The sequence below is a fragment of the Actinoallomurus oryzae genome, assembly GCF_039541955.1.
GTDB classification, from domain to species: Bacteria; Actinomycetota; Actinomycetes; order Streptosporangiales; family Streptosporangiaceae; genus Actinoallomurus; species Actinoallomurus oryzae.
The window spans coordinates 1-22,078 of the sequence record NZ_BAABHF010000030.1; the positions used below are offsets into that span (position 1 = coordinate 1).

Genomic DNA, 22,078 nt, shown 5'->3' on the forward strand with positions numbered 1-22,078 from the left:
AAGGAAGAGGAGAGGTGACCCCGCGGTCAACGCGGAGAGTCCCTCTCCTCTTTCTTGTTTTTACGGTGAAATGAAGGGGGAGAGGTCAACCGCGGTACGCGGGCGGCCTCTCCCCCTTTCTTTTTCGCCGGCGGGGTCACGCTGAGGCTGTACGGTCTCGGCGGCGCGAGTGCACCGATATAGCGCGATACGCCGACATTCGCCCGGTTGGTGATGATGGTGCCGATAGAAGGGGGCCTCCTGGCGCTCCTTGGAGCTCTTCCGGCTGATCTGGATACCGTCGATCTCGGTGAGGGATGGCCTGGGGAGGAACGGGGCGACCGACCGTACGGTGGACATGAGGCCATTGCGGCGTCGGATACGAACAGGAAACCCCAAGACACCGCCGTGACCGGCGGTCCCTGCTACCGTTTACCACGTTGACTCTGAGGAGCGGCAAAGAGCCGTCTCATCAGCGATTCCTCACTAGAACAGAGGTGCGCGGTGTCCGACGCGTCCGAAGAGGGCCGGGGCGAGCGTCTCATCGCGGTTCGTGACAGCAAGGACCCGGACGGTCCCAAGCTGTTCTTCAGCGTGAGCGCCTGGAGAGACTTCCTCGACCGCATCAAGGCCGGCAAGCACGAGCTGCCCGAGGACATGCGCGCCCTGCTCGACGAGCGCTTCGTAGTCTGACCGCCCGTCCGAAGCCCCCGGTGCCCGCAGGGGCTCGACAACGCCCAGGCGTCAGGGGACGTTGTTCACAGGCCAACATCGCCTCTTCCCACCGATGACGGGTGTTGACGCCCTCAGTGCCACCGTCGTGGTGTTCGCTGATCAAACAGGAAGCGCTGGCCCGGCAGCCAAGCCGCGTCTGGGAACCGTGGACCGGTCGGCCCCGGCAGGCCAGTCCCGTCGCCGGGGACGGCTCCTCAGGAGAGGTCTCAGCGCTTCGAGTTCGTCAGGCCCAGGCGGCGTCAGGTCAGGCAGGAGGCCACGGGCTGTGGCTCGGCGGAGCGGACGTGGGCGTCCAGGACGGCGCGCTTCCGTGCGGCCAGGCGGCGGTGGGCGGTGATCGCCGCGTACCGCGCCAGGTGGCGTGTTGACGGGCGCGCGGCCGGGGCCGGTTCGTACCCGTACGCGAGCAGGCGTTCGGTCATCACGGCCTCGCACAGTTCGCGTTCCCACGGCTCCAGCGGGGTCTCCGTCTTCCCGTCCTGGGGCTCGCCGCACGGTCGCTGCTCCGCCATCTCCGGCGTGTAATCCTCCATCAGGAACGCGCACAGGCGTCGCAGCTCGCTCTCGGGGTCCGCGACCAGCCTCTCGTACTGCACCTCCGTGTAGGTCGACGACGGCAGCCGTTCGGCGGCGGAGGTGCCGGCGTCGATCGCCTGGGTCCAGGTGGCGATCGCGTGGTAGACGCCCATGCGCCACCACGAGGTGCCCTTGAGCTCCGCGACACAGGCGCGCCCGTCGCGGACCACGTGCACGATCTGCGCCTCCGGGAACAGGCGCAGCAGCGCGTCGATGTGCTGCACGTACCCCGGTCGCTTGTCGCCCCAGCGCGGCTTGCCCAGCCGTCGCGCGTACGCGCGCCAGGCGATCTCCAGGGCCGATCCCAGGGTCGGGGGCCCGGCCACGATCTCCTCGGCCACCGCACGGGCGTCCAGGCCGAGGCCGTCGAAGCGGGTGCCGGCGCCGGCGACGATCCATTCCGCGAGCGCCTGCCGGTTCGCCAGACGGCGCAGGTCCCCGTACGCGCTCCGGTGCTCGTACGCGTCGAGCAGGAGGCGTGTCTCCGGCGGGATCGCGATGCGCGGGTGGGCGCGCAGCATGCGCCGCAGCAGCGTCCCGCCCGAACGCGGGCAGCCCAGAATGAAGATCGGCCGGTGCGAGGCCAAGAGAAATCACCCCCGGCGGGTAATCCTCCAGGTCAGGCGCCTTCCGTACGCCTGTGGCACCCCCTTGGGTGAGTCCGGCCCAAACCGGCCGTACACGACAGCGCCGGAGAGGGGCGCGAAGCCGGGGGCGTCCACCGGCCCGGTCGCGGCGAGCGCCCGCGCGGGCGGACATCGGAGCCGAACGGCTCTAGGGTCATCGGCTTGTGAGATCCGCTCTGAGGCCACTCGCCGCCCCGCGTTTTCGCATGGTGTTCTTTGGCCGGCTGGTGTCCTTTCTTGGCAACGCGATGGCGCCGGTGGCGCTCGCGTTCGCGGTGCTCGGCCTGACGGGTTCGGCGAGCGACCTGGGGCTCGTGCTGGCCGCGCGCAGCCTGCCCACCGTCGCGCTGCTCCTGCTGGGCGGCGTGTGGGCGGACCGGCTGCCCCGGCACGTCATTCTCGTGGTGTTCTCCCTCGTCGCGGCCGGGACCCAGTCGGTCGCGGCCGTCCTGCTGATCAGCGGGAGCGCGCGCGTCTGGCAGCTGGCGCTCCTGGAGGCCGCGAACGGGATGGCCGCGGCGTTCCTCGGGCCCGCCTCCCTCGGGGTGGTGCCGCAGACCGTCGAGCCGTCCCTCATCCAGCCCGCCAACGCCCTGCTCCGCCTCGCCATGAACGCCGCGAAGGTGATCGGTGCGGGGCTGGCCGGCGTGGTCGTGGCGGCGTACGGGCCGGGATGGGCCATCGCGGTGGACGCGGCGACGTTCGTGGTGGCGGCGGTGTTCTTCGGCCGGCTCGCTCTTCCCCGCGTCGCCCTGCCGCGGCCGGGGGTGCTGGGTGAGCTCAGGAGCGGCTGGCGGGAGTTCCGCTCGCGCACGTGGCTGTGGACGATCGTGGCGCAGTTCGCGTTCGTGAACGCGGCGTTCTCCGGCGGCTTCAACGTGCTCGGGCCGCTGGTGGCCAAGCGCGACCTGGGCGGCGCGACGGCCTGGGGGCTCGTCGTCGCGTTCGAGGCGGCCGGGTTCATCGCGGGCGGGTTGTCGTCGCTGTGGCACCGGCCACGCCGGCCGCTGCTGCTCGCGACGTACGGCGTGCTGGCCGGCACGTCCGTGCTGTTCGCGCTCGCCGTGGCCGCGCCGGTGCCGGTCATGCTGGCGGCGGCCTTCGCGGCGGGCGCCGGGTTCGAGATCTTCGGGGTGCAGTGGGACACCGTGGTGCAGCACAACGTGCCGCCCGAGGCACTGTCACGGGTCTACGCGTACGACTCGCTCGGCTCGCTGGTCTTCAACCCGCTCGGCCAGACCCTCGCCGGCCCGGCGATGGCCGCGCTGGGACTCGGCGGCGCCATCGCGCTGAACGGCGCCGTCATCCTCACCGCGACTCTCGCCGTGCTGACCGTCCGCGACGTACGGACACTGACGGGCCACGCGACGGCCTGACAGGCCGCTGGGCGCGTCGTACGGCGGTGACCGCCCCGAGACTCCGGGGCGGTCGAGATCGGTCAGCCGAGGCGCTTACGGGCCTGCCCGCGCAGGCGGCGGCGCTGTGACGGGTCGAGCATCAGGTAACCCGCCGTCGGCACGCCCACGAGCAGCAGCACGCCGAGCAGCTTGACCCAGCCGGGCAGCAGGATGAAGGCGATCAGTGCAACGATGACCCCGACGACGACGTATCCGGTGCGTCCCACGATCTTCTCCGTTCCGTGGACTTCGCTAGGAGAACGAGCGGGCACGACGCCGCTGTTCCTCAAATCACAAGATATATCGTGTCGATCGCGTTGAGCGTCAGACGCGGCGCATGACCGGGCCGCCGCCGAGCTTGTCGAGCACGGCCGCGTGCAGAAGCCCGTTGGTGCACACGACGCTGCCGCCGTCGGCGGTCGGCACGCCGGCCAGGTCGGTGAAGACGCCTCCCGCCTCCTCCACGATGACCTGCAGGGCCGCGACGTCCCACAGCGACACCTCGGGCTCGGCGGACACGTCCATGACGCCCTCGGCGACCATCACGTGCGACCAGAAGTCGCCGAACGCCCGGGTGCGCCAGACGGAGCGGGTGAGGTCCAGGAACCCCTCCAGGCGCCGCTGCTCTTCCCACCCGGTGAGGCTGGAGAAGGAGAACGACGCGTCGTGCAGGTCGGTGACGCCCGAGACGCGGCAGCGGGTGGCCTTGGCGAGGCTGCGCCCGGTCCACGCGCCGCCCCCGCGAGCGGCCCACCAGCGGCGGTTGAGCGCCGGCGCGGACACCAGGCCGACCACCGGGTCGTCGCCCTCCATCAGCGCGATCAGCGTCGCCCAGACCGGCACGCCGCGAACGTAGTTCTTCGTGGCGTCGATCGGGTCGATCACCCAGCAGCGCGGGCCGTAGCCGGTGCGGCCGTACTCCTCGCCGTGCACCGCGTCACGGGGCCGCGCGCGCTTCAGCGTGTTGCGCAGGATCTCCTCGACCATGCGGTCGGCGTCGCTCACCGGCGTGAGGTCGGGTTTCGTCTCGACCCGCAGATCGAGAGCGCGAAACCGGCGCGTGGCGACATCGTCGGCCGCGTCCGCCATGACATGTGCAAGGCGTAGGTCATCCGAATAGTCCGCCACGGCGTGCAACGCTATCGCGACACAGGCGTGCGCAGACAGACCGGCCCGGCGAACGGTCCAAGATCATCGGCGTCAGGGGTGGCGGCGCGAGGTCTCGCGGAGCCGGTACGACGCCGGAGGCGTCCTCGGCCGCGCCGAGGTGAGGCCGCGCCGGCGGAGGGGGGAGAACGGCGCGAATGCCGTCACTGTGCGATCTGACCAGACATTAATCGCTATACAGATCAAAATTCAGCAAATCGTCCAGATCATGTGTGCACTCTTGCCAGTCGCGGCGACTTCTGTTGTCCTCTCGGTTGTGACCCGTCGTCAACGGCGCCGACGGGTCACTGTGCCACTCCAGCCCCTTAAGCCTCGTCGGCGTCGCGGCTCAGCAGGAGCCGCCGCAGCGAGTCCAGGCGTGAGGGGTCGGCGTGGCCCGCCGCCACCCAGGCGTCCAGGGCGCAGTCGTCCTGGACGTGCGTGCAGTGCGGCGGGCACTCCGCGTCGCCCTCGATCAGGTCCGGGAACGCCGCCAGAACGTCGTCCGGCTTGACGTGGGCGAGGCCGAAGCTGCGCACGCCCGGCGTGTCGATGATCCAGCCGTCGCCGTCCGGCAGGGCGAGGGCGATCGCCGACGATGACGTGTGCCGGCCCCGCCCGGTCACCGGATTGACCGCGCTCACCGCCCGCTCGGCGTCCGGAACCAGGGCGTTGACCAGCGTCGACTTGCCGACACCGGAATGGCCGACGAGCACGCTCATCCGGCCGGCCAGGTGGGAGCGCAGCTCGTCGACCGGCCGGTCCTTGCGCGTGACGACGTACGTGACGCCCAGCGGCGCGTACATCTCCTCCAGCGCGTCCGGCGCGGCCAGGTCGGCCTTGGTGAGGCAGAGCAGCGGTGACAGGCCCGCGTCGAACGCGGCGACCAGACAACGGTCGATCATCCGGGGGCGGGGCGGCGGGTCGGCCAGGGCGGTGACGATGACGAGGTTGTCGGCGTTGGCGACGATGACCCGCTCGACGGGGTCGCTGTCGTCGGCGGTACGGCGCAGGGTCGAGGTCCGCGGCTCGATGCCGACGACGCGCGCCAGCGTGTCCGGGCGGCCCGAGACGTCGCCGACCAGGCGGACGCGGTCACCGACGACGACGCTCTTGCGCCCCAGCTCGCGCGCTCGCATCGCCGTCACGGGGCGTCCGTCGACGAGACAGGTGTAACGGCCGCGGTCGACCGCCATCACGAAGCCGCCGACGGCGTCCTCGTGCGCGGGACGGCGACGGGTACGTGGCCGGGAGCCGCGGCCCGGACGTACCCGCACGTCATCCTCGTCGAGCCTCGCCCAATCGCGCGCCATGCCTAACGCAGCATCTCCGCCCACAGCTCGCCGAATTCGGGAAGCGTCTTGCCCACCGTCGCGAGATTCTCCACCTCGACGCCCGGGACGCCCAGGCCGAGCACGGCGCCCGCCATCACCATCCGGTGGTCGTCGTAGGTGTGGAAGACGCCGCCGTGCAGCGGCCGCGGCCGGATCTCCAGGCCGTCGGGGTGTTCGCGCACGTCGCCGCCCAGGCCGTTGATCTCCGTGGTGAGCGCCGCGAGCCGGTCCGTCTCGTGCCCGCGCATGTGCGCGATGCCGCGCAGTCGCGAGGGACCGTCGGCCAGCGCCGCGAGCGCGGCGATCACACAGGTCAGCTCGTTGACGTCGCCGAGGTCGACGTCGATGCCGTGGACGGCGCCGCCGCGCACGGTCAGGTCGCCGTCCTCGTACGACACCGAGGCGCCCATCGCGGCCAGCAGGTGGCGTAGCTCGTCACCGGGCTGGGTCGTCTCGGCCGGCCAGTCGCGTACGGTGACCCGGCCCCCGGAGACCAGGGCCGCGGCGAGGAACGGCGCGGCGTTGGACAGGTCGGGTTCGATGTCGATCTCACCGGCGCGCAGCCGGCCCGGCTGGACCCGCCACACGTCGGGCTCGGTCTCCACGGTGGCGCCGGCGTCGCGCAGCATCCGCACGGTCATCGTCAGGTGCGCGCCCGACGGCACGGGCGGGCCCTCGTGGCGTACCTCCGCGCCCTTGCCGTAGCGGGGCGCGGCCAGCAGCAGGCCGGAGACCATCTGCGACGAGCCGGACGCGTCGATCGTCACCGAGCCGCCCGGCACCGCGCCAGTGCCGCGCACGGTGAACGGCAGGGCGTCGCCGTCGACGTCCGCGCCGAGGATCCGCAGCGCGGCCAGGATCGCGCCCATGGGCCGCTTGCGGGCGTACGGGTCGCCGTCGAAGCGGATCTCGCCGGTGGCCAGGGCCGCGACGGGAGGCACGAACCGCATGACCGTGCCGGCCAGGCCGACGTCGACGGTCGCGGGGCCGCGCAGCTCACCGGGCACGATCCGCCAGTCGGCGCCCGCGTCGTCCACGGACGCGCCGAGCGCGCGCAGCGCACCGGCCATGAGCAGCGTGTCGCGGCTGCGCAGCGGCCGGCGCACCAGCGACTCGCCGTCGGACAGCGCGGCGAGGATCAGCGCGCGGTTGGTCATCGACTTGGACCCCGGCAGCGTGACCAGGGCGTCGACGGGACCGGCCGCCACGGGAGCGGACCACATCTCAGGCATGAATGAAGGGTACCGGCCGGAGAAGGGGTGAGATCTTGCGGAACGCCGAGGTGCCGCGACGGTCGTGGCCGGGGCCGACGTGGCGGGGCGCGCCGTGAAATGTCGGGCCCCCGCTCTACCGTGACCGCGGAGACCGATGGGACACCGGTGCGGTGGTCCTGGGGTCGGTGCGTCCCCAGAGGCTCCTGGGGAGTTTCCGGGAGGCGAACATGCCGAGTACGGCTCGCCGGCGAACGCCGGCCGGCGGTCACGCCCGGCCGTCCCCCCGGCAAAGATTCGCGTGCGGGCTCTCAGAGACTTCCCGGAACCCCCTGCCCCGCCGCACGGCGTCCAGGCGCCGTCTCGCCGCGTCGCCGTGGGCCGGCAAGCCGGCACCTGGCTTCCTCCTGCGCCCTGCGACGCGGCGGCCGGACGCCGCCCGCGACGGGCGAGGGTTCCGGGTGATCCCTCAGCGGCCGACCTTCACGGCCCGGCGCTGGGCGTGGGCGGCGCGCCTGGCCGCCTTGCGGCGGGCGCGTTCGGCCCTGCGGCCGGCCTCGGCCTTGGCGACCGCCGCCTGCAGGCGTGCCTCGCGCAGGTTGGTCTTGGCTGCCTTGACAGGGCGGTGCCGGCTCGGCGCCGCGGCGGCGTACAGCAGCACACCGAACAGCCCCGCGTTCTTCAGCATCAGGGCGCGTTCGACGTCGCGACGCTCAGGGTCCTCCTCCTTCCAGAACCGGTGCTCGGTGAGCAGCGCGGGTACCATCTCCGCCGCGAGCAGGAGCGTCGTGAGGCGCTCGAACTTTCCGAGGGCGAACAGCGCGCCGGCGCCGAGGCCGATCGCGCCCTGGATCCGTACGAGCGTCTCGGGATCCTTGGACGGCAGCCAGGCCACCCGGTCGGCGAGCGGCTTGAGAGCCGGGGCCACCTTCTCCGCGCGGGGGCCCGGATTGCGCAATGTCTCGAGTCCGGTGACCATGAATGGCGCCGCGACGAGCGGGCGCGCGATGGTCCTGATGATCTGCATAACACCGGTCATGCCCATCGAAGGCGCGGTCAAGCGCGGTTCGGTGAGAGAGCGGGCAGCGGGAGAGAGAGGGGAGCGCCGGGCGATGTGCGGCCGGTACGCGTCCACGCGCGGGCGCCAGGAGCTCGTCGACTTCTTCGGCGTCGAGCACGACGAGGCCGAAGATCTCGAACCGGACTACAACGTCGCCCCGACCAAGCCGGTACCGGTGGTCCTGACCCGCCGGAGCGGGAGCGACGCAGCGAGTGGAGTGGGCGGTGAGGGACGAGCCGTCCGCGGAGCGAGTGAGGAGCGGACGCGACCAGAAAGCCGGAGTGGGAGCGACGCAGCGAGTGGAGTGGGCGGTGAGGGACGAGCCGTCCGCGGAGCGAGTGAGGAGCGGACGCGACCAGAAAGCCCGAGCGGGAGCGACGCGGTGACTGGAGGGGGCGGTGAGGGAGCAGGCGTCCTTGGAGCCGGTGAGGAGCGGGCGCGGTCGGAGGACGTGCGTGAGTTGCACGTCGCGCGCTGGGGGCTGGTGCCGTTCTGGGCCAAGGACGTCTCGATCGGTGCGCGGCTGATCAACGCCCGGGTCGAGACCGCGCACGAGAAGCCCGCGTTCCGGCGCGCGTTCGCGCTGCATCGCTGCGTGGTTCCCGCCGACGGCTACTACGAATGGCAGGCGACCGACGGCGGCAAGCAGCCGCACTTCATCCGCCCCGCCGACGGGGGCATCCTGGCGATGGCCGGGCTGTACGCGGTGTGGCGGTCGCCGGACGCGGCCGGCGAACGGCTGCTCAGCTGCACGATCCTGACCACCGAGGCGACCGACGACGTGGGCCGCATCCACGACCGGATGCCGATGCTGGTGGAGCCCGAGCGGTTCGGCGCCTGGCTGGACCCGGCGCTCACCGACCCCGAGGAGGTCCGGTCGCTGCTCGTTCCGGCCGCGGAGGGGCGGCTCGAGTCGTACCCGGTGTCCACCGCGGTGAACAAGGTGGCAAATAACGGCCCAGAACTGGTCAGACCCCTGCCCCAGATGGGTATTCCTTCAGTATCTCCCCTCACTCTCTTCTGACCGCGTGTCGGAGGTGCGCATGGCTCTGGACACCGCGCGCAAGCGCCTCGACGAGATGCTCGCCGACCTCGAACGGTCGATCACGGCCGTGCAGGAGGAGCATCCGGAGGCCGAACACCACACGGCCGACGCGGGGGCGAGCCTGTCGGACACCGACCGGGTCGACGCCGCCCTCGCGGCGTTGCGGCGCCAGCGGGCCGAGGTGCTCGCGGCGCTCGCACGCGCCCACGAGGGCACGTACGGCAAATGCGTGGACTGCGGCCTGGGGATTCCCGAGGGCCGCCTGGAGGCTCGCCCTGAGGCGTCCCGCTGCGTCGCTTGCCAGGGGAAACGCGACCGGCTCCACCGGTAGCACCGCTCCTTCGCCCCCCGGTCGCGAGCCGGGGGCGGTGGAAGGTCCGCCACCCGGTCTCCTCGTCCGCGCCTGCGGGGACGTGGATGCCGGCCGGCCGGGGTCCCCGCTGCCCTCGGGCCGTGGGACGGCCGTTACCCGGTCTTCTTGATCGCGCTGGCGACGAGGTGGATGCCGACCGGCTCCTCGGCCTGCGGCGCGGTCAGCTCCGCTCGTACGAGGCGGGTGAGCGACTGGGGGCTGGCGTTCAGCACGTGCTCCACGGTCGAGGGCGACAAGGCCGTGCGCGGCCGGATCCACTCGACCTCCAGGCCGCACTCGGTGAGCAGGTCGCGCAGCTGCTCGACGCCGAAGCACCGGGTGATCGTGCCGTCCGGCCAGGGCACGAGCACGACCTCCGAGCGCGGCACGTCGGACAGGTGTGCCCAGTAGTTCTGCTCCGCCAGGATGGCCATGCCCAGGACGAGGGAGTCCACGCTCAGCAGCACCCGGCCGCCGGGACGGAGCACGCGGGCGATCTCCGCGACGACGTTCTCGGTGACCAGATGGCGCGAGAGCATGCGCCCCTCGGCCACGACGGCGTCGAACGAACCGGGGGAGAGGAAGCCGAGGGAGGACGCGTCCGCGACGATCGTGCGGGTGCGCCGGGGCTGTGGTGTGCCGCGGGGAGCGTCGCGGACCTCGACCACGGTGTGGCCCGCGTGCGCCGCCTGGTCGGCGTAGCGGGACTGGGGCCCGGACAGGTCGAGCACCCGTGACGGCCGGCGCGGCAGCCACCGGGACAGCTGTGCGGCGGCCACGGCCCAGTAGAACGTCCAGTAGCTCGCGAGCGACTCGGACTCGCCGACTGCGGGATGCTTCGCCGGAATGGACAGCACGGCGGCTCCTCGGGGATGCATTTCTCCCAATCCTTCCCTGTTGGCGGTACGAGCTATCGCACACTTCATGCCGGTGTGCCGGAGCATTCCCCCGCTCCTGGGAATCCCGTGGGCGCGTGGCGCGTTGCACAGCGTCATAACGGACACCGGCCTGCGAAAGTTCGAGGTGATGATGGCCGTCTTGCTGGCGGACCGGCGCGATGCGCCGGTGGCGCACCCGCTATCGTCTGGAGCGTATGGTTTCGGTGCCGGCCCCGAGCCCGGCACCGGCGCGACGGAGGGGGTGGGTCAGGTACCCGAGGCAGTGGAGACTCTGGAGCAGCGCAGTCGGCGCTTCGAGCGTGACGTGCTTCCGTTTCTCGACCAGCTGTACTCCGCCGCGCTGCGCATGACGCGCAACCCCGCGGACGCGGAGGATCTGGTCCAGGAGACGTTCGCCAAGGCGTTCGGCTCCTTCCACCAGTTCCAGGAAGGCACCAACCTCAAGGCCTGGCTCTACCGCATCCTCACCAACACCTTCATCAACTCCTACCGCAAGAAGCAGCGGGAGCCGAAGCAGTCGGCGTCGGAGGAGATCGAGGACTGGCAGCTCGCGCGGGCGGAGTCGCACACCTCGACCGGCCTGAAGTCGGCCGAGGCCGAGGCCCTCGAGCACCTTCCCGACTCGGACGTCAAGCGGGCCCTGCAGGCGCTGCCCGAGGACTTCCGGATGGCGGTCTACTTCGCGGACGTCGAAGGCTTCGCGTACAAGGAGATCGCCGACATCATGGGCACTCCGATCGGTACCGTGATGTCCCGGCTGCACCGCGGCCGGCGGCAGCTGAGGTCGATGCTCGAAGACTACGCGCGTGAGCGCGGGCTCGCCCGCGCGAACGGGTCCGGGCGCAAGGAGGACTCCGCATGAGCGACCGGACGCCCGCGCACCCTGGTGAGGTGGCGAAATGAGCTGCGGAAAGCCTCATGAGACCCCCTGCACGGAGGTCCTCGCCCGTATCTACTCCTACCTGGACGGCGAGCTGGACGAGCACGGGTGCTCCGACATCCGGCAGCACCTCGACGAGTGCGGTCCCTGCCTGCGGGAGTACGGCCTGGAGGAGTCGGTCAAGAAGCTCGTGCACAAGAGCTGCGGCTGCGACCCGGTGCCGCAGGACCTCCGGGCGAAGGTGCTTGGGCGAATCGAAGAGGTTCGCGCCAATCTCGTCGAATGACCGGCTTCGCAGCTCACGGGCGATACCGCCGACCGTAGGTGACGATTCATTCACGCTTTGCTCACGTTTCCTCGCGCGTCTGCGTGAGCAGGGGCTGTCGGGTTAGGCTTACCACCGATTCTTCCGGCGTCGATCCGAGGCGGGCGGTGAGTCAGGGATGAAGGGCTCCCGTAGCCGGGGCCCGACGGGGAGGCGGAGAAAGATGCGTCAAGGCGTGTCCTGGAATTAGCCCATAACCTGTGGGGGCGGCATTGCGTGGACTACCCCTCGCCGCATGGGCGTACGTCTGCACGGTCGTCGTGCTCGCGGCGTCGTCCATCGGTCTCTCGTCCTTCGATGGCATCGACTGGACCACCCTTGCCGTCCTCGCGGTGCTGTCGGTGATCTGCGAGTCGGCGCCGGCACTGCTCAACAGCGAGAACGCCCGGGTGTCGCTGAGCTACTCGGCGGGCCTGGCCTCGGTCGTGCTGCTCGGCCCGACGGGCGCCGCGATCGTCGGCGCGTCGGCGATCATCGCCTGGCGACGCGACATGGGCGTCGTGAAACGGCTGTTCAACGGGGCCCAGTTCGCCCTCTCGGGCTACCTCGCCGGCGTCGTGTACAGCGCGGCCGGCGGCACGACCGGCAAGCCCACCAACGGCTCGTTCCCGGACATCATCGCGCCCTACCTCACCGCCGTCGTCACCTACGTCGCCGTCAACCTCGCCCTGATCGGCGTCGTCCTCGTGCTCACCAAGACGGCGCCCCTGTGGGGGTTCCGCTGGCGGCCCATCGGCAGCCTCGCCGCGGGCCAGCTGGCGTACGGCATGTTCGGCCTGCTCATCGCCGCGCCGTGGGGGCTCATCGGCCCGTTCTCCGCCGTGCTCGTGCTGATGCCGATGCTGCTGGCCCGGTGGGCGTTCCAGCAGACCAGCGACCAGCAGCAGGCCCACGCCGCGACGATCGCGGCGCTCTGCCAGGCGGTGGAGACCAAGGACTACTACACGCGCGGCCACAGCGAGCGGGTCTCCCGCGGCGCGGTCATGATCGCCGAGGCGATCGGGATGCGGCCCGAGCGGGTCGGCGCGATCCGCTACGCCGGGATGCTCCACGACGTCGGCAAGCTCGGCGTGCCGACCAAGGTGCTGCAGAAGGCCGGCGCCCTGACCGAAGAGGAGTACGCCGCGATCCAGCTCCACCCGATGCGCGGCCTGGAGATCGTCCGTGAGATCGGCTTTCTCGACGAGGCGCTCGCCGGCATCATGCACCACCACGAGCGGATGGACGGCACGGGCTACCCCATGGGGCTGGCGGGCCTGGAGATCCCGGAGTTCGCTCGCGTCATCTCGGTGGCCGACGCGTTCGACGTGATCACCTCCACCCGGTCCTACCGTCCGGCGCGGTCCATCGAGGAGGGCATCGCCGAGCTGCGGCGCTCGGCCGGCACCCACTTCGACCCGGAGATGGTCGAGGCGCTCATCGCCGCCATCACCCGCCACGGGTGGACCCAGCCCGACCCGGTCCCGCCGCCCGAGGAGGGCGAAGAGACCACCCAGCAGGACCACGACGACCCCAGCGCGCCCCTGCGCGTCGCCGGAGAGGGTGTCCGGTGACCCGTCCGGTGGCCCGGGTGGCGGCGCGCCGGAGCACCGCGGGGGGAGCGCGCACGTGACCGCTCAGGCCGGACGCCCGCGCCCGGCATGGCAGTCGCTGGACTCCGCCCAGCTGCTGCTGATCGCGGCGGCCGGGATGCTGATCATCGCCTCTGTCACCCAGGTCGGCGCGGTCGGCCTCGAAGACTCCCGTACGGCGATCCTGTTCGGCGCGCTCATCGCGATCGGCGAGCTGCTCCGCATGATCATGCCCGGCAGCCGCGAGGTCGCCCCGATCGCGAGCGCGGGCTCCGTCGGGTACGCCCTGTTGCTGCGGGTGGGCAGCGAACCGGCCACGCACTCGGCGTTCCAGGCGGTGACGGTGACGGCCTGCGGCACGCTCATCGGCGCGCTGCCGCACATCGCGGTCGGCCGCATCCCGGCGCTCGACGCGATGGCCCGGCGCGTCCTGAGCCCGGCCCTGGTGGCCTTCGTCTTCCGCCCGATCGGCACCTCCTCGTTGCAGCACCACTGGCCGCTGCTCATCACGGTGATGGTGCTGACGGTCATGTTCGCCTGCGCCGCCGAGATGGTGACCGCGGCGACGATCCGCGCCGAGGCGGTGCGCACGCGGTTCGCCATCGCGTTCGGCGACGAGATCCGGGCGAAGGTCCCGCTCTGCGCCGCCTCGGGCGCCACGGGCATCCTGATCGCGGTGAGCACGTTCGTCATGGGCCCGGTGGCGCTGCTGGTGTTCAGCGCGCCGATCCTGGTGACCCAGGTCGCGTTCCGGCGCTTCGCCGGCATCCGGGCCACCTACCTGCAGACCGTACGCGCCCTGTCCCAGGTGACCGAGGTCGGCGGGTACGTCGAGGCCGGGCACTCCCGGCGGGTGAGCGAGCTGGCCGTGCAGATGGGGCGCGAGCTGGGTATGAACGAGGAGGCGCTGCTCGAGCTGGAGTACGCCGCGCTCATGCACGACATCGGCCAGCTGTCGCTGCGCGATCCGATCCCGGGCGGCGCGACCGTCCTGGCCTCGCCCAGCGAACAGCGCCGTATCGCCGGGCTGGGCGCCAACGTGATCACCGAGACCGGGGTGCTGAACGAGGTCGCGGAGATCGTCCGACGCCAGTCCGAGCCGTACCGCGCGGCGGAGGGATCCGCTCCGCCGCTGGCCAGCCGCGTCATCAAGGTCGCGAACGCCTACGATGATCTTGTCGGGGCGTCGTCCGACCGCGATCGGTCGGCGGCCGTGCTCGAACGCCTGCGGGGTGATTCGGCCGCGGAGTACGACCCGACCGTGGTCGAGGCGCTCGGGCACGTTGTCGACCGTATGCGCTGACAAGGCGGCACTCGGGTTTTTGTCGGCGAGCATCGCGCTCGGCCGGCCCATGCGTGGTTATTCTGCCTGCGCTGACGAATTGAGGAGGAGCGGTGTTCGAGTCGGTACTGGTGGCCAATCGCGGGGAGATCGCCCGTCGGGTGATCCGCACCGTGCGTGCCCTCGGAGTCAAGGCGATCGCCGTCTACTCCGAGGCCGACGCCGATCTGCCGTACGTCGCCGAGGCCGACGAGGCGGTCCTGATCGGCCCGGCGCAGCCCGCCAAGAGTTACCTCGACACCGACGCCGTGATGGAGGCCGCGCGGCGCACCAACGCTCGCGCCATCCACCCGGGCTACGGCTTCCTGTCGGAGAACGCCGCGTTCGCCCGCCGGGTCGCCGAGGAGGGGCTGACCTGGATCGGCCCGCCCGCGGAGGCGATCGAGGCCATGGGCGACAAGATCAACGCCCGTAACCTCATGGAGAAGGCGGGAGTCCCGGTCGCGGCCGGCACGCACGAGCCCGTCCCCGACGCCGACGCGGCCGTCGCCGCGGGCATCGGCTACCCCGTCATGGTCAAGGCGTCCGGCGGCGGCGGTGGCATCGGCATGAGCGTCGCCTACGACGAGGACGAGCTGCGCAAGGCCTTCGAGACGGCCCGCACGCGCGCCGAGCGGTTCTTCGGCAACCCCGACATCCTGCTGGAGCGCTTCATCGAGCGGGCCCGGCACGTGGAGATCCAGATCCTGGGCCTCGCCGACGGCACGGTGGTGGCCCTCGGCGAACGCGACTGTTCGGTGCAGCGCCGGCACCAGAAGGTCGTGGAGGAGACCCCGTCCACCGGCGTCGGTGCCGAGCTGCGGTCCCGCATGCTCGCCGCCGCCGTACGCGCGGGCGAGGCGGTCGGCTACCGCGGCGCCGGCACGGTCGAGTGCCTGGTCGACCCGGTGGCGCAGGATTTCGTCTTCCTGGAGATGAACACCCGGCTCCAGGTCGAGCACCCGGTCACCGAGCTGGTCACCGGCATCGACCTGGTCGAGCAGCAGCTCCTCGTCGCCGCGGGCGAGCCGGTCACCTTCACCGACGTCGAGCCGCGCGGGCACGCGATCGAGTTCCGCGTCTACGCCGAGGACCCCAAGCGGTTCCTGCCCAGCCCCGGCGACATCACGGTGTGGGAGGAGCCGTCCGGCGACGTCATCCGGGTCGACGCCGGCTACCAGGCGGGCAACAAGGTCACCCCGTTCTACGACCCGCTCCTCGCCAAGCTGTGCGTCTACGGCGCCGACCGGGCCCAGGCCCTCGCCACGGCACGGGAGGCGGTCGAGGCGTTCCGCGTCGAGGGCCCCAAGACCAACCTTCCGTTCTTCACCGAGCTGCTGGCCAACCCCGAGTTCCTCTCGGGCGACTACGACACCGGACTGGTGGACCGCATGCGCGCATGATCAAGGACTCGTCGCACAATTGGATCGGCAAGAGCGTCCGGCAGGCGCCGGCGTCTGAGGGAAGGAGCCGCGTTGGCTGAGGTGCGCGCGGAAATGGTGGCGAACGTCTGGAAGGTCGTTGTCAACGAGGGCGACACCGTGGAGGACGGCGACACTCTCGTCATCCTGGAGTCCATGAAGATGGAGATCCCGGTCATCGCCGAGGACTCCGGCACGGTCGCCAGCCTCAAGGTCGCCGAGGGCGATGTCATTCAAGAAGGCGATCTGATCGCCGTCATCGAGTAGCCACGAAGGCCGCCGGACCCCGGCTTGACGACTGCCCCGAGCCCCCGCCCGCCGCGAACGGCGGGCCAGGGGGCGCGTCGCAGGACGGCGGGCAGTCGGCCTGGTTTCGGCCCCCGGGCGATCGACGAGACGGCGAGGCGTTTCCTGGGCGCCGCTCGGCAGGGGTTCGAGCCCCGGGTGGTCTTTCGGCCCGTAGGCACGCCGTGGCTACGGGTATCGGGTCACGGGCGGCTTCTCAGCCCGTGAGCCTGCCGTGCCTGCTGCAGTCGGCGGTCCAGCCGCCGGGCGTCACCTGGACGACCATGCGGCGGCGGCATTCGGGGCAGTAACGCGGAGGCTCCATCGTCCGCGCCACGCGACACCCTCCATGGTCACCGCCGGTGAGCGGGTCTCCGCAGTGGTCGCAGTAGGTCGCCGTCACGGTGCAGCAGCGTAGTCCAGAAGCGACCCACGGCACCGGCGACAGGCCCGGAGAACTTCCGTCGCGGTGCGCTGCGTGCTCCAGAGTCAGGGCGCTGGTGAGGGGTGCGGAGAGTTCCCGTCGCGGTGCGGTGGGTGCTCCAGGAGCGAGTCAGAGCGCCGGTGAGGGGTTCAGAGTGCCAACGCGTATGTCAGAAGGTCCACGCCGGGCTGGGGCTGCCAGTCGCGCTCTGGCGTTCGTGTGAAACCCAGCCGCCGGTAGATCCGGTGCGCGGCGTGCATCATCGGCTCGGTGGACAGCCGTATGGCTCGGCATCCGTCCTCGCGGGCGCGGGCGATGCAGTGGCGGACGAGTGCCTCGCCGAGTCCCAGCCCGCGTGAGGCCGGTACGACGGCCAGCATCCGGAACTCCGCCTCGCCCGGCACCGTCAGCTGAGCCCAGGGGCTGCCGTGCCGGCAGTAGGTCACCGTGCCCGTCGGCTCGCCCTCGTGCGTGGCCACGAGCAGTTCGGCCTCGCGGGCGCGGGAGGCCGCGTCGCGCAGCCGCAGGATGTAGCCGCTGTTCGGGCTGATGTAGCCCGCCGCGACATAGATCGCGGCCGTCAGCTCGCCGATCCGGGCGAGCTCGTCCGGCCGCGCCAACCGGATCTCGACGCCGGGAGGGTGCGCGGGCGCGGGCTGGTCCGGTGGCCGAGTCTCCTCGCTCACGGTCAGAGCCTAGACCACCACAAAGAGGGATCGGTCCCCCAGTCCGGTCACCGGGGGGCCGATCCCACGGAACATGCCGGTCCGAGACGATCAGTCGGTGACGAGCTCGGGCAGGTCTCGTACGCCGGGGTCGTCGGCGTCGGCGGTGTAGTCATCGGGCCGGGTCTCGTCCGTTCCGTCCGGTACGCCGGCCGCCCGCAAGATCACCGTGAGCACGACCACGACGACCATGTTGATGACGAAGGCGGTCAGGGCGATGTAGCCGGGGTGGCCGAGGAACGGGATGTCCGCGGTGGACTGGGCGAAGTGCTTCTGCGTCGGTGAGTGCTGGTCGTAGGCGGTCACCGTGCCGTACACCATCGCGACCGCCCAGCCGGCCAGCAGCGCCCACCGGTGGAACCACCGGGTGTAGAGCCCCAGGCCCAGCGCCGGGAACGTCTGCACGATCCAGATGCCGCCCAGGAGCTGCAGGTTGATCGACAGGGTCTTGTCGAAGGCCAGCACGAAGACGAGCGCGCCGATCTTGATCAGGAGCGACACGAACTGCGAGACGCGGGTCTCCTCGGCGGCCGTCGCGGCCGGCCGGAAGAACGCCGTGTAGACGTTGCGGGTGAACAGGTTCGACGCCGCGATCGACATGATCGCCGCCGGCACGAGGGCGCCCACGCCGATCGCGGCGAAGGCCACCCCGGCGAACCAGCCCGGGAACATGTGGTCGAACAGCGTCGGCACGGCGAGCTGCGGGTTCTTGGCGGCCTTGACCGCGGCGGCGACGTCGGGCCGGGCCAGCGCCATGTAGCCGAGCAGGGCCAGGAGCCCGAGCAGCAGCGAGTACGCCGGGAGCAGTGCCGCGTTGCGTTTGATCACGTTACGGCGCCCGGACGCCAGCGCCCCGGTGACCGTGTGCGGATAGATGAACAGGGCCAGCGCCGACCCCAGCGCGAGCGTGCCGTACGCCCAGTGGGTCATGTCGCCGGTGACGAGCGAGCCGTTCGGCTTGCCGGTCGCCGGGTTGGGCTTGGCCAGGCTGCTCTGGGCGCTGTCGAAGATGTGCCCCCAGCCGCCCAGCTTCGTGGGGATGTAGATGATCGCCACGATGATCACGAGGTAGATCAGCGAGTCCTTCACGAACGCGATCAGCGCCGGCGCGCGCAGGCCCGAGGTGAAGGTGTACGCGGCCAGGAGCGCGAACGCGATGAGCAGCGGCACGTCCTTGGCGAGCCCGGAGCCCGTCACGCCCATGACGGTGAGCACGGCCTGGATGCCGACGAGCTGCAGCGCGATGTAGGGCATCATCGCCAGGATCCCGGTGACCGCGACGGCCAGGCCGAGCGACCGCGAGCCGAACCGCCCGCGTACGAAGTCGGCGGTCGTGACGTAGCCGTGTACGTGTGACACCGACCAGAGACGCGGGCCGATGAGGAACACGATCGGGTAGGCGATCGCCGCGTACGGCAGGGCCCAGAACCCCATCGCGCCGCTCGCGAAGACGGCCGCGGGCACCGCGATGAACGTGTAGGCGGTGTACAGGTCGCCGCCGAGCAGGAACCAGGTGGTGAACGTGCCGAAGCGGCGCCCGCCCAGCCCCCACTCGTCCAGGTGCATGATCGTCTGCCCCCGCCGCCAGCGCGCCGCGAGGAAGCCCATCACGGTGACCAGGGCGAAGAAGATGAGGAAGACGGTCAGCTCGACACCGTTGACGTCGTTCATCTACTCGTCCTCCTCCTCGGCGGGGCGCGGGGGCCGGGCGCGGCGGGTGAGCAGGTACGCGATGCCGATGAACACCGCGGTGAGGATCACCCAGAGGAGTTGCCACCAGTAGAAGAACGGGAATCCGGCGAGCCGCGGCTCGACCTTGGCATAGCTCGGGACGGCGAGATAGACGACGAACGGCGCGATCAGCAGGACCGCGACCACGACGCGTACGGCGGGTCTGGTCGAACGCGGATCAGACATGCGGAGGCCCTTTCGAAACCATGCTTCGCTGCGGGCCACTCTGAACGCGGTCGGTCACGACGGGGTAACGGCCGCGGGTCCTCGGCGGGCGCTGCCGGCCGGAGCGAAGGACGGCCCGTCAGAGTGCGGTGCAGTCGTGCTCGTCGGGGAGCAGCGGGCGGACGGCCACCCGGTACGTCTGGCCGCGGTCGCGCCAGGCCGGCCGTCCGGCCAGGCGCTGGACCGACGCGGCGTCGCGCCCGGTGAGGACCGTGCAGGTGCGGCCACCGACCTGGGTGCCCGTTCTCAGCGGCTTGAACGGCCACTTGGGCGCGGCGCCCTCGCCCGCGGGCGCGGTCACCGCCAGCACGGCGACGCGCGACGGCCGGTACGGCCGCGGGTCGGCGCTCTGGTCCCCACGCGGCCAGGAGGACGGGACGAGCCGGGTCAGGAACCGCGCGGCCGGGTCGCCGGCGTGCCGGCCCTCCTGGATGATCTTGGTGGTGTGCGGCCGGCCTCCGGTGACGAAGGTGATCACCTTGTAGGTCGCGTCGGCGATGTTCCGGTCGTCGACCGTCCGCGACCTGGCGAGCCCGGCCTCGGACGCGTCGGAGACCAGCCGGCGCAGCGCCTGCGGCGTGAGGTGGTACTCGGTCGGGTGCCCGCCGCCGGTGATCGCGCGCCCGTCGCCGTACAGGGAGAAGTCCGGCATGGTGCCGGGCCCGCCCAGGCCGGCGATGCCTCCTGTGGTCTTCGTGCGCAGCACGAGGGCGTCCGCCGAGCCGAGGCTCGGGGACGACGAACCGGGCCTCGCGGACGATGAGCCGCCGACCTGGGCCTGCGAGTCTCCGGCGCACCCCGAAACGAGCAGCGCGACGCCGCCGAGCACCATCACGACCGCCGTCTTCATCGTGACCACCTCCCGTCCGAACTCCGACGGTAGTGGGCGCCGGACGGTTCTAGAGCGTTTGTGACAGTGCCTTGATCGGCATTTTCAACTCGTCCAGCATCTCCAGGTCACTGCCGGTCGGACGACCCAGGGTGGTGAGGTAGTTACCGACGATGATCGCGTTGATGCCGCCGAGCATGCCCGACCTGGTGCCCAGGTCGCCGAGCGTCAGCTCGCGCCCGCCCGCGTACCGCAGGATCGTTCGTGGCAGCGCCAGCCGGAAGGCCGCGATGGTCTTCAGCGCCTCGGCGCCCTCGACCAGCGGGTAGTCGGCGAACGGCGTGCCGGGGCGCGGATTGAGGAAGTTGAGCGGCACCTCGTCGGGCTCCAGCTCGCCGAGCTGCGCGGCGAACTCGGCCCGCTGCTCGACCGTCTCGCCCATCCCGACGATGCCGCCGCAGCACAGCTCCATGCCGGCCGCGCGCACCATTTCACAGGTCCGCCAGCGCTCCTCCCACGTGTGGGTGGTCACGACCTTGGCGAAGTGGGACTTCGGCGCCTCGAGGTTGTGGTTGTAGCGGTGCACGCCCATCGCGGCCAGCTCGTCGACCTGCTCCTGGGTCAGCATGCCGAGGGAGCACGCGATGTTGATGTCCACCTCCTTGTTGATCGCCTCGACGCCCTCGCGCACCTGGCCCATCAGCCGTTCGTCCGGCCCGCGTACGGCGGCGACGATGCAGAACTCGGTGGCGCCCGTCGCGGCGGTCTCCTTGGCGGCCCGTACGAGCGAGGGGATGTCGAGCCACGCGGCGCGTACGGGGGAGGCGAACTGGCCCGACTGGGAGCAGAAGTGGCAGTCCTCCGGGCAGCCGCCGGTCTTGACCGAGATGATGCCCTCGACCTCGACCTCCGGGCCGCACCACTTCATGCGCACCTCGTGCGCGAGCGCGAGCAGGTCCTCCAGCCGGTCGTCGGGCAGTGTCAGGCACTCGTGGATCTGCCGCTCACCGAGCCCCTCGCCCCGCTCCAGCACCTGGGTGCGCGCGACCGCGAGGATGTCGTTCTGAGACGTCGGAGCGATCTCGCTCACGATTCTTCCTCTCGTGGGGTCAGTTCCCCGTACGTCTGCGCACGGGCACGGCAGTCCTCTCGGAACACCGCCGGGTCGAACACTCCGCCGAGCTGCGGCGCGAGGCCGGCACGGGCGGCGAGCAGGAACTCCGGTCCGTCGAGGCGCCCGGCCCGCTCGGGCAGCACGCCGGACAGCGGGCGCGCCGCGACGGTCTCCAGGTCACGCACGTTGCACAGGTCGTCCAGCAGGGGCCGGCGCGGCCAGGCCCCGATCACGATGCCGGCCAGGTCGATCCCGCGCCCGGCCATGGCCTCCAGCGTCAGCGCCGTGTGGTTGAGCGTGCCCAGCCCCGGCCGTACGGTGACGAGCACGGCGGCCCCGAGGGAGTGCGCCAGGTCGGCGAGCGTGGCGCCGTCGTCGTCGTACCGTACGAGCAGCCCGCCCGCCCCTTCGACGATCACCAGGTCGCGGTCGAGCGCCTTGATCCGCTCCGCGCAGCTCGCCAGATCCGGCGGCGGCAGCCCGGCGAGCCGCGCGGCGGCGGCCGGGGCGAGAGCCGCGGCGTACCGCGCGAACTCGTGCAGGTCGGTGATGCCGGCCAGCCGGCGTACCTCGTCCAGATCGCCGGGCATCCCGGGCCGCACGCCGGTCTGCGCCGGCTTGACGACCGCCACGGACCACCCGCGCGCCCGTGCGAGCGCCGCGACCGCGGCCGTGGTCACGGTCTTTCCCACCCCGGTGTCGGTCCCGGTGACGACGAGCACACTCACCCGGGCGACTCTAGCGAGTCATGTACCGGGCCGTCCGTAACGACCCGTCACCCGTCCCAGGACGTCCAGCGATCGGTGCCGATCTCGATGCCGAACGGCTCCGGCAGCCGGATCGCCTCACCGAACTTCCACGACTCGA

General features: G+C 71.4%; 24 protein-coding genes. 10 read left to right on the forward strand and 14 right to left on the reverse strand.

What is annotated here, in order from left to right; all coding sequences use genetic code 11:
- The first annotated feature begins 483 nt into the window (after window positions 1-483).
- Window positions 484-672 carry a DUF397 domain-containing protein gene (locus ABEA10_RS27565; RefSeq protein ID WP_329255654.1) on the forward strand — a complete coding sequence of 63 codons (189 nt, stop codon included), beginning with the start codon at window positions 484-486 and terminating at the stop codon, window positions 670-672.
- Window positions 673-953: 281 nt separating this feature from the next.
- On the opposite strand, the gene ABEA10_RS27570 is transcribed toward ABEA10_RS27565, so the two are convergent.
- Complete coding sequence (locus ABEA10_RS27570) at window positions 954-1,877, reverse strand: sulfotransferase family protein (protein ID WP_345468875.1); 924 nt, start codon at window positions 1,875-1,877, stop codon at window positions 954-956.
- 203 nt (window positions 1,878-2,080) lie between these two features.
- Between ABEA10_RS27570 and ABEA10_RS27575 the strand changes: the two genes are divergently transcribed.
- Window positions 2,081-3,292: an MFS transporter gene (locus ABEA10_RS27575; RefSeq protein WP_345468876.1), complete on the forward strand. Its 1,212-nt coding sequence runs from the start codon at window positions 2,081-2,083 to the stop codon at window positions 3,290-3,292.
- Window positions 3,293-3,354: 62 nt separating this feature from the next.
- On the opposite strand, the gene ABEA10_RS27580 is transcribed toward ABEA10_RS27575, so the two are convergent.
- From ABEA10_RS27580 to ABEA10_RS27600, 5 genes are all read right to left on the reverse strand, one after another.
- Window positions 3,355-3,540, reverse strand: coding sequence for a hypothetical protein (locus ABEA10_RS27580; RefSeq protein WP_329255664.1), 186 nt, complete (start codon window positions 3,538-3,540; stop codon window positions 3,355-3,357).
- A gap of 97 nt (window positions 3,541-3,637) precedes the next feature.
- A complete protein-coding gene (gene hisN, locus ABEA10_RS27585; protein WP_345468878.1) occupies window positions 3,638-4,441 on the reverse strand; it encodes a histidinol-phosphatase in 804 nt (267 codons plus the stop codon).
- A gap of 344 nt (window positions 4,442-4,785) precedes the next feature.
- Window positions 4,786-5,772 (reverse strand): ribosome small subunit-dependent GTPase A, encoded by a 987-nt coding sequence (gene rsgA, locus ABEA10_RS27590; protein WP_329255669.1) that lies wholly within the window; start codon window positions 5,770-5,772, stop codon window positions 4,786-4,788.
- A 2-nt stretch (window positions 5,773-5,774) separates the two neighbouring features.
- The gene (gene aroA, locus ABEA10_RS27595) at window positions 5,775-7,025 is read right to left on the reverse strand and encodes a 3-phosphoshikimate 1-carboxyvinyltransferase (protein WP_345468880.1); all 1,251 of its coding nucleotides are present in this window, start codon (window positions 7,023-7,025) and stop codon (window positions 5,775-5,777) included.
- Window positions 7,026-7,473: 448 nt separating this feature from the next.
- Entirely contained in the window at window positions 7,474-8,031 is a 558-nt protein-coding gene (locus tag ABEA10_RS27600; RefSeq protein WP_345468881.1) for a DoxX family protein, read from the reverse strand.
- A gap of 10 nt (window positions 8,032-8,041) precedes the next feature.
- Between ABEA10_RS27600 and ABEA10_RS27605 the strand changes: the two genes are divergently transcribed.
- Together ABEA10_RS27605 and ABEA10_RS27610 are read left to right on the forward strand one after the other, a co-directional pair.
- Window positions 8,042-9,088: an SOS response-associated peptidase gene (locus ABEA10_RS27605; RefSeq protein ID WP_345468883.1), complete on the forward strand. Its 1,047-nt coding sequence runs from the start codon at window positions 8,042-8,044 to the stop codon at window positions 9,086-9,088.
- Between the two features lie 19 nt (window positions 9,089-9,107).
- Window positions 9,108-9,440: a TraR/DksA family transcriptional regulator gene (locus tag ABEA10_RS27610; RefSeq protein ID WP_329255681.1), complete on the forward strand. Its 333-nt coding sequence runs from the start codon at window positions 9,108-9,110 to the stop codon at window positions 9,438-9,440.
- Between the two features lie 134 nt (window positions 9,441-9,574).
- On the opposite strand, the gene ABEA10_RS27615 is transcribed toward ABEA10_RS27610, so the two are convergent.
- Window positions 9,575-10,339, reverse strand: a complete 765-nt coding sequence (locus tag ABEA10_RS27615; RefSeq protein ID WP_345468885.1) for a class I SAM-dependent methyltransferase — start codon at window positions 10,337-10,339, stop codon at window positions 9,575-9,577.
- A gap of 262 nt (window positions 10,340-10,601) precedes the next feature.
- Between ABEA10_RS27615 and ABEA10_RS27620 the strand changes: the two genes are divergently transcribed.
- The 6 genes from ABEA10_RS27620 (at window position 10,602) to ABEA10_RS27645 (ending at window position 16,145) form a co-directional block, all read left to right on the forward strand.
- Window positions 10,602-11,222, forward strand: a complete 621-nt coding sequence (locus ABEA10_RS27620; protein ID WP_329255689.1) for a sigma-70 family RNA polymerase sigma factor — start codon at window positions 10,602-10,604, stop codon at window positions 11,220-11,222.
- A 37-nt stretch (window positions 11,223-11,259) separates the two neighbouring features.
- The gene (gene rsrA, locus ABEA10_RS27625; protein ID WP_285570332.1) at window positions 11,260-11,526 is read left to right on the forward strand and encodes a mycothiol system anti-sigma-R factor; all 267 of its coding nucleotides are present in this window, start codon (window positions 11,260-11,262) and stop codon (window positions 11,524-11,526) included.
- A 251-nt stretch (window positions 11,527-11,777) separates the two neighbouring features.
- Complete coding sequence (locus ABEA10_RS27630) at window positions 11,778-13,118, forward strand: HD-GYP domain-containing protein (RefSeq protein ID WP_345468886.1); 1,341 nt, start codon at window positions 11,778-11,780, stop codon at window positions 13,116-13,118.
- Window positions 13,119-13,173: 55 nt separating this feature from the next.
- Window positions 13,174-14,439, forward strand: a complete 1,266-nt coding sequence (locus ABEA10_RS27635) for an HD-GYP domain-containing protein (RefSeq protein ID WP_345468888.1) — start codon at window positions 13,174-13,176, stop codon at window positions 14,437-14,439.
- Between the two features lie 92 nt (window positions 14,440-14,531).
- Window positions 14,532-15,860 carry an acetyl-CoA carboxylase biotin carboxylase subunit gene (locus ABEA10_RS27640; protein WP_345468889.1) on the forward strand — a complete coding sequence of 443 codons (1,329 nt, stop codon included), beginning with the start codon at window positions 14,532-14,534 and terminating at the stop codon, window positions 15,858-15,860.
- Between the two features lie 72 nt (window positions 15,861-15,932).
- Window positions 15,933-16,145 carry a biotin/lipoyl-binding carrier protein gene (locus ABEA10_RS27645; protein ID WP_285570319.1) on the forward strand — a complete coding sequence of 71 codons (213 nt, stop codon included), beginning with the start codon at window positions 15,933-15,935 and terminating at the stop codon, window positions 16,143-16,145.
- A 235-nt stretch (window positions 16,146-16,380) separates the two neighbouring features.
- Here the strand turns inward: ABEA10_RS27645 and bsaP are convergent, their stop codons facing one another.
- From bsaP to bioD, 7 genes are all read right to left on the reverse strand, one after another.
- The gene (gene bsaP / locus ABEA10_RS27650) at window positions 16,381-16,566 is read right to left on the reverse strand and encodes a biotin synthase auxiliary protein BsaP (protein ID WP_345468890.1); all 186 of its coding nucleotides are present in this window, start codon (window positions 16,564-16,566) and stop codon (window positions 16,381-16,383) included.
- A gap of 170 nt (window positions 16,567-16,736) precedes the next feature.
- Complete coding sequence (locus tag ABEA10_RS27655) at window positions 16,737-17,273, reverse strand: GNAT family N-acetyltransferase (protein WP_345468891.1); 537 nt, start codon at window positions 17,271-17,273, stop codon at window positions 16,737-16,739.
- 90 nt (window positions 17,274-17,363) lie between these two features.
- A complete protein-coding gene (mctP, locus tag ABEA10_RS27660; protein ID WP_345468892.1) occupies window positions 17,364-18,983 on the reverse strand; it encodes a monocarboxylate uptake permease MctP in 1,620 nt (539 codons plus the stop codon).
- A complete protein-coding gene (locus ABEA10_RS27665; protein WP_345468894.1) occupies window positions 18,984-19,229 on the reverse strand; it encodes a DUF3311 domain-containing protein in 246 nt (81 codons plus the stop codon). It lies immediately after the preceding gene.
- A gap of 118 nt (window positions 19,230-19,347) precedes the next feature.
- The gene (locus ABEA10_RS27670) at window positions 19,348-20,118 is read right to left on the reverse strand and encodes a hypothetical protein (protein ID WP_345468895.1); all 771 of its coding nucleotides are present in this window, start codon (window positions 20,116-20,118) and stop codon (window positions 19,348-19,350) included.
- A 49-nt stretch (window positions 20,119-20,167) separates the two neighbouring features.
- Window positions 20,168-21,187: a biotin synthase BioB gene (gene bioB, locus ABEA10_RS27675; RefSeq protein ID WP_345468896.1), complete on the reverse strand. Its 1,020-nt coding sequence runs from the start codon at window positions 21,185-21,187 to the stop codon at window positions 20,168-20,170.
- Complete coding sequence (gene bioD / locus ABEA10_RS27680) at window positions 21,184-21,939, reverse strand: dethiobiotin synthase (RefSeq protein WP_345468897.1); 756 nt, start codon at window positions 21,937-21,939, stop codon at window positions 21,184-21,186. Before bioD ends, bioB begins: the two co-directional genes overlap by 4 nt.
- Window positions 21,940-22,078 lie beyond the last annotated feature (139 nt).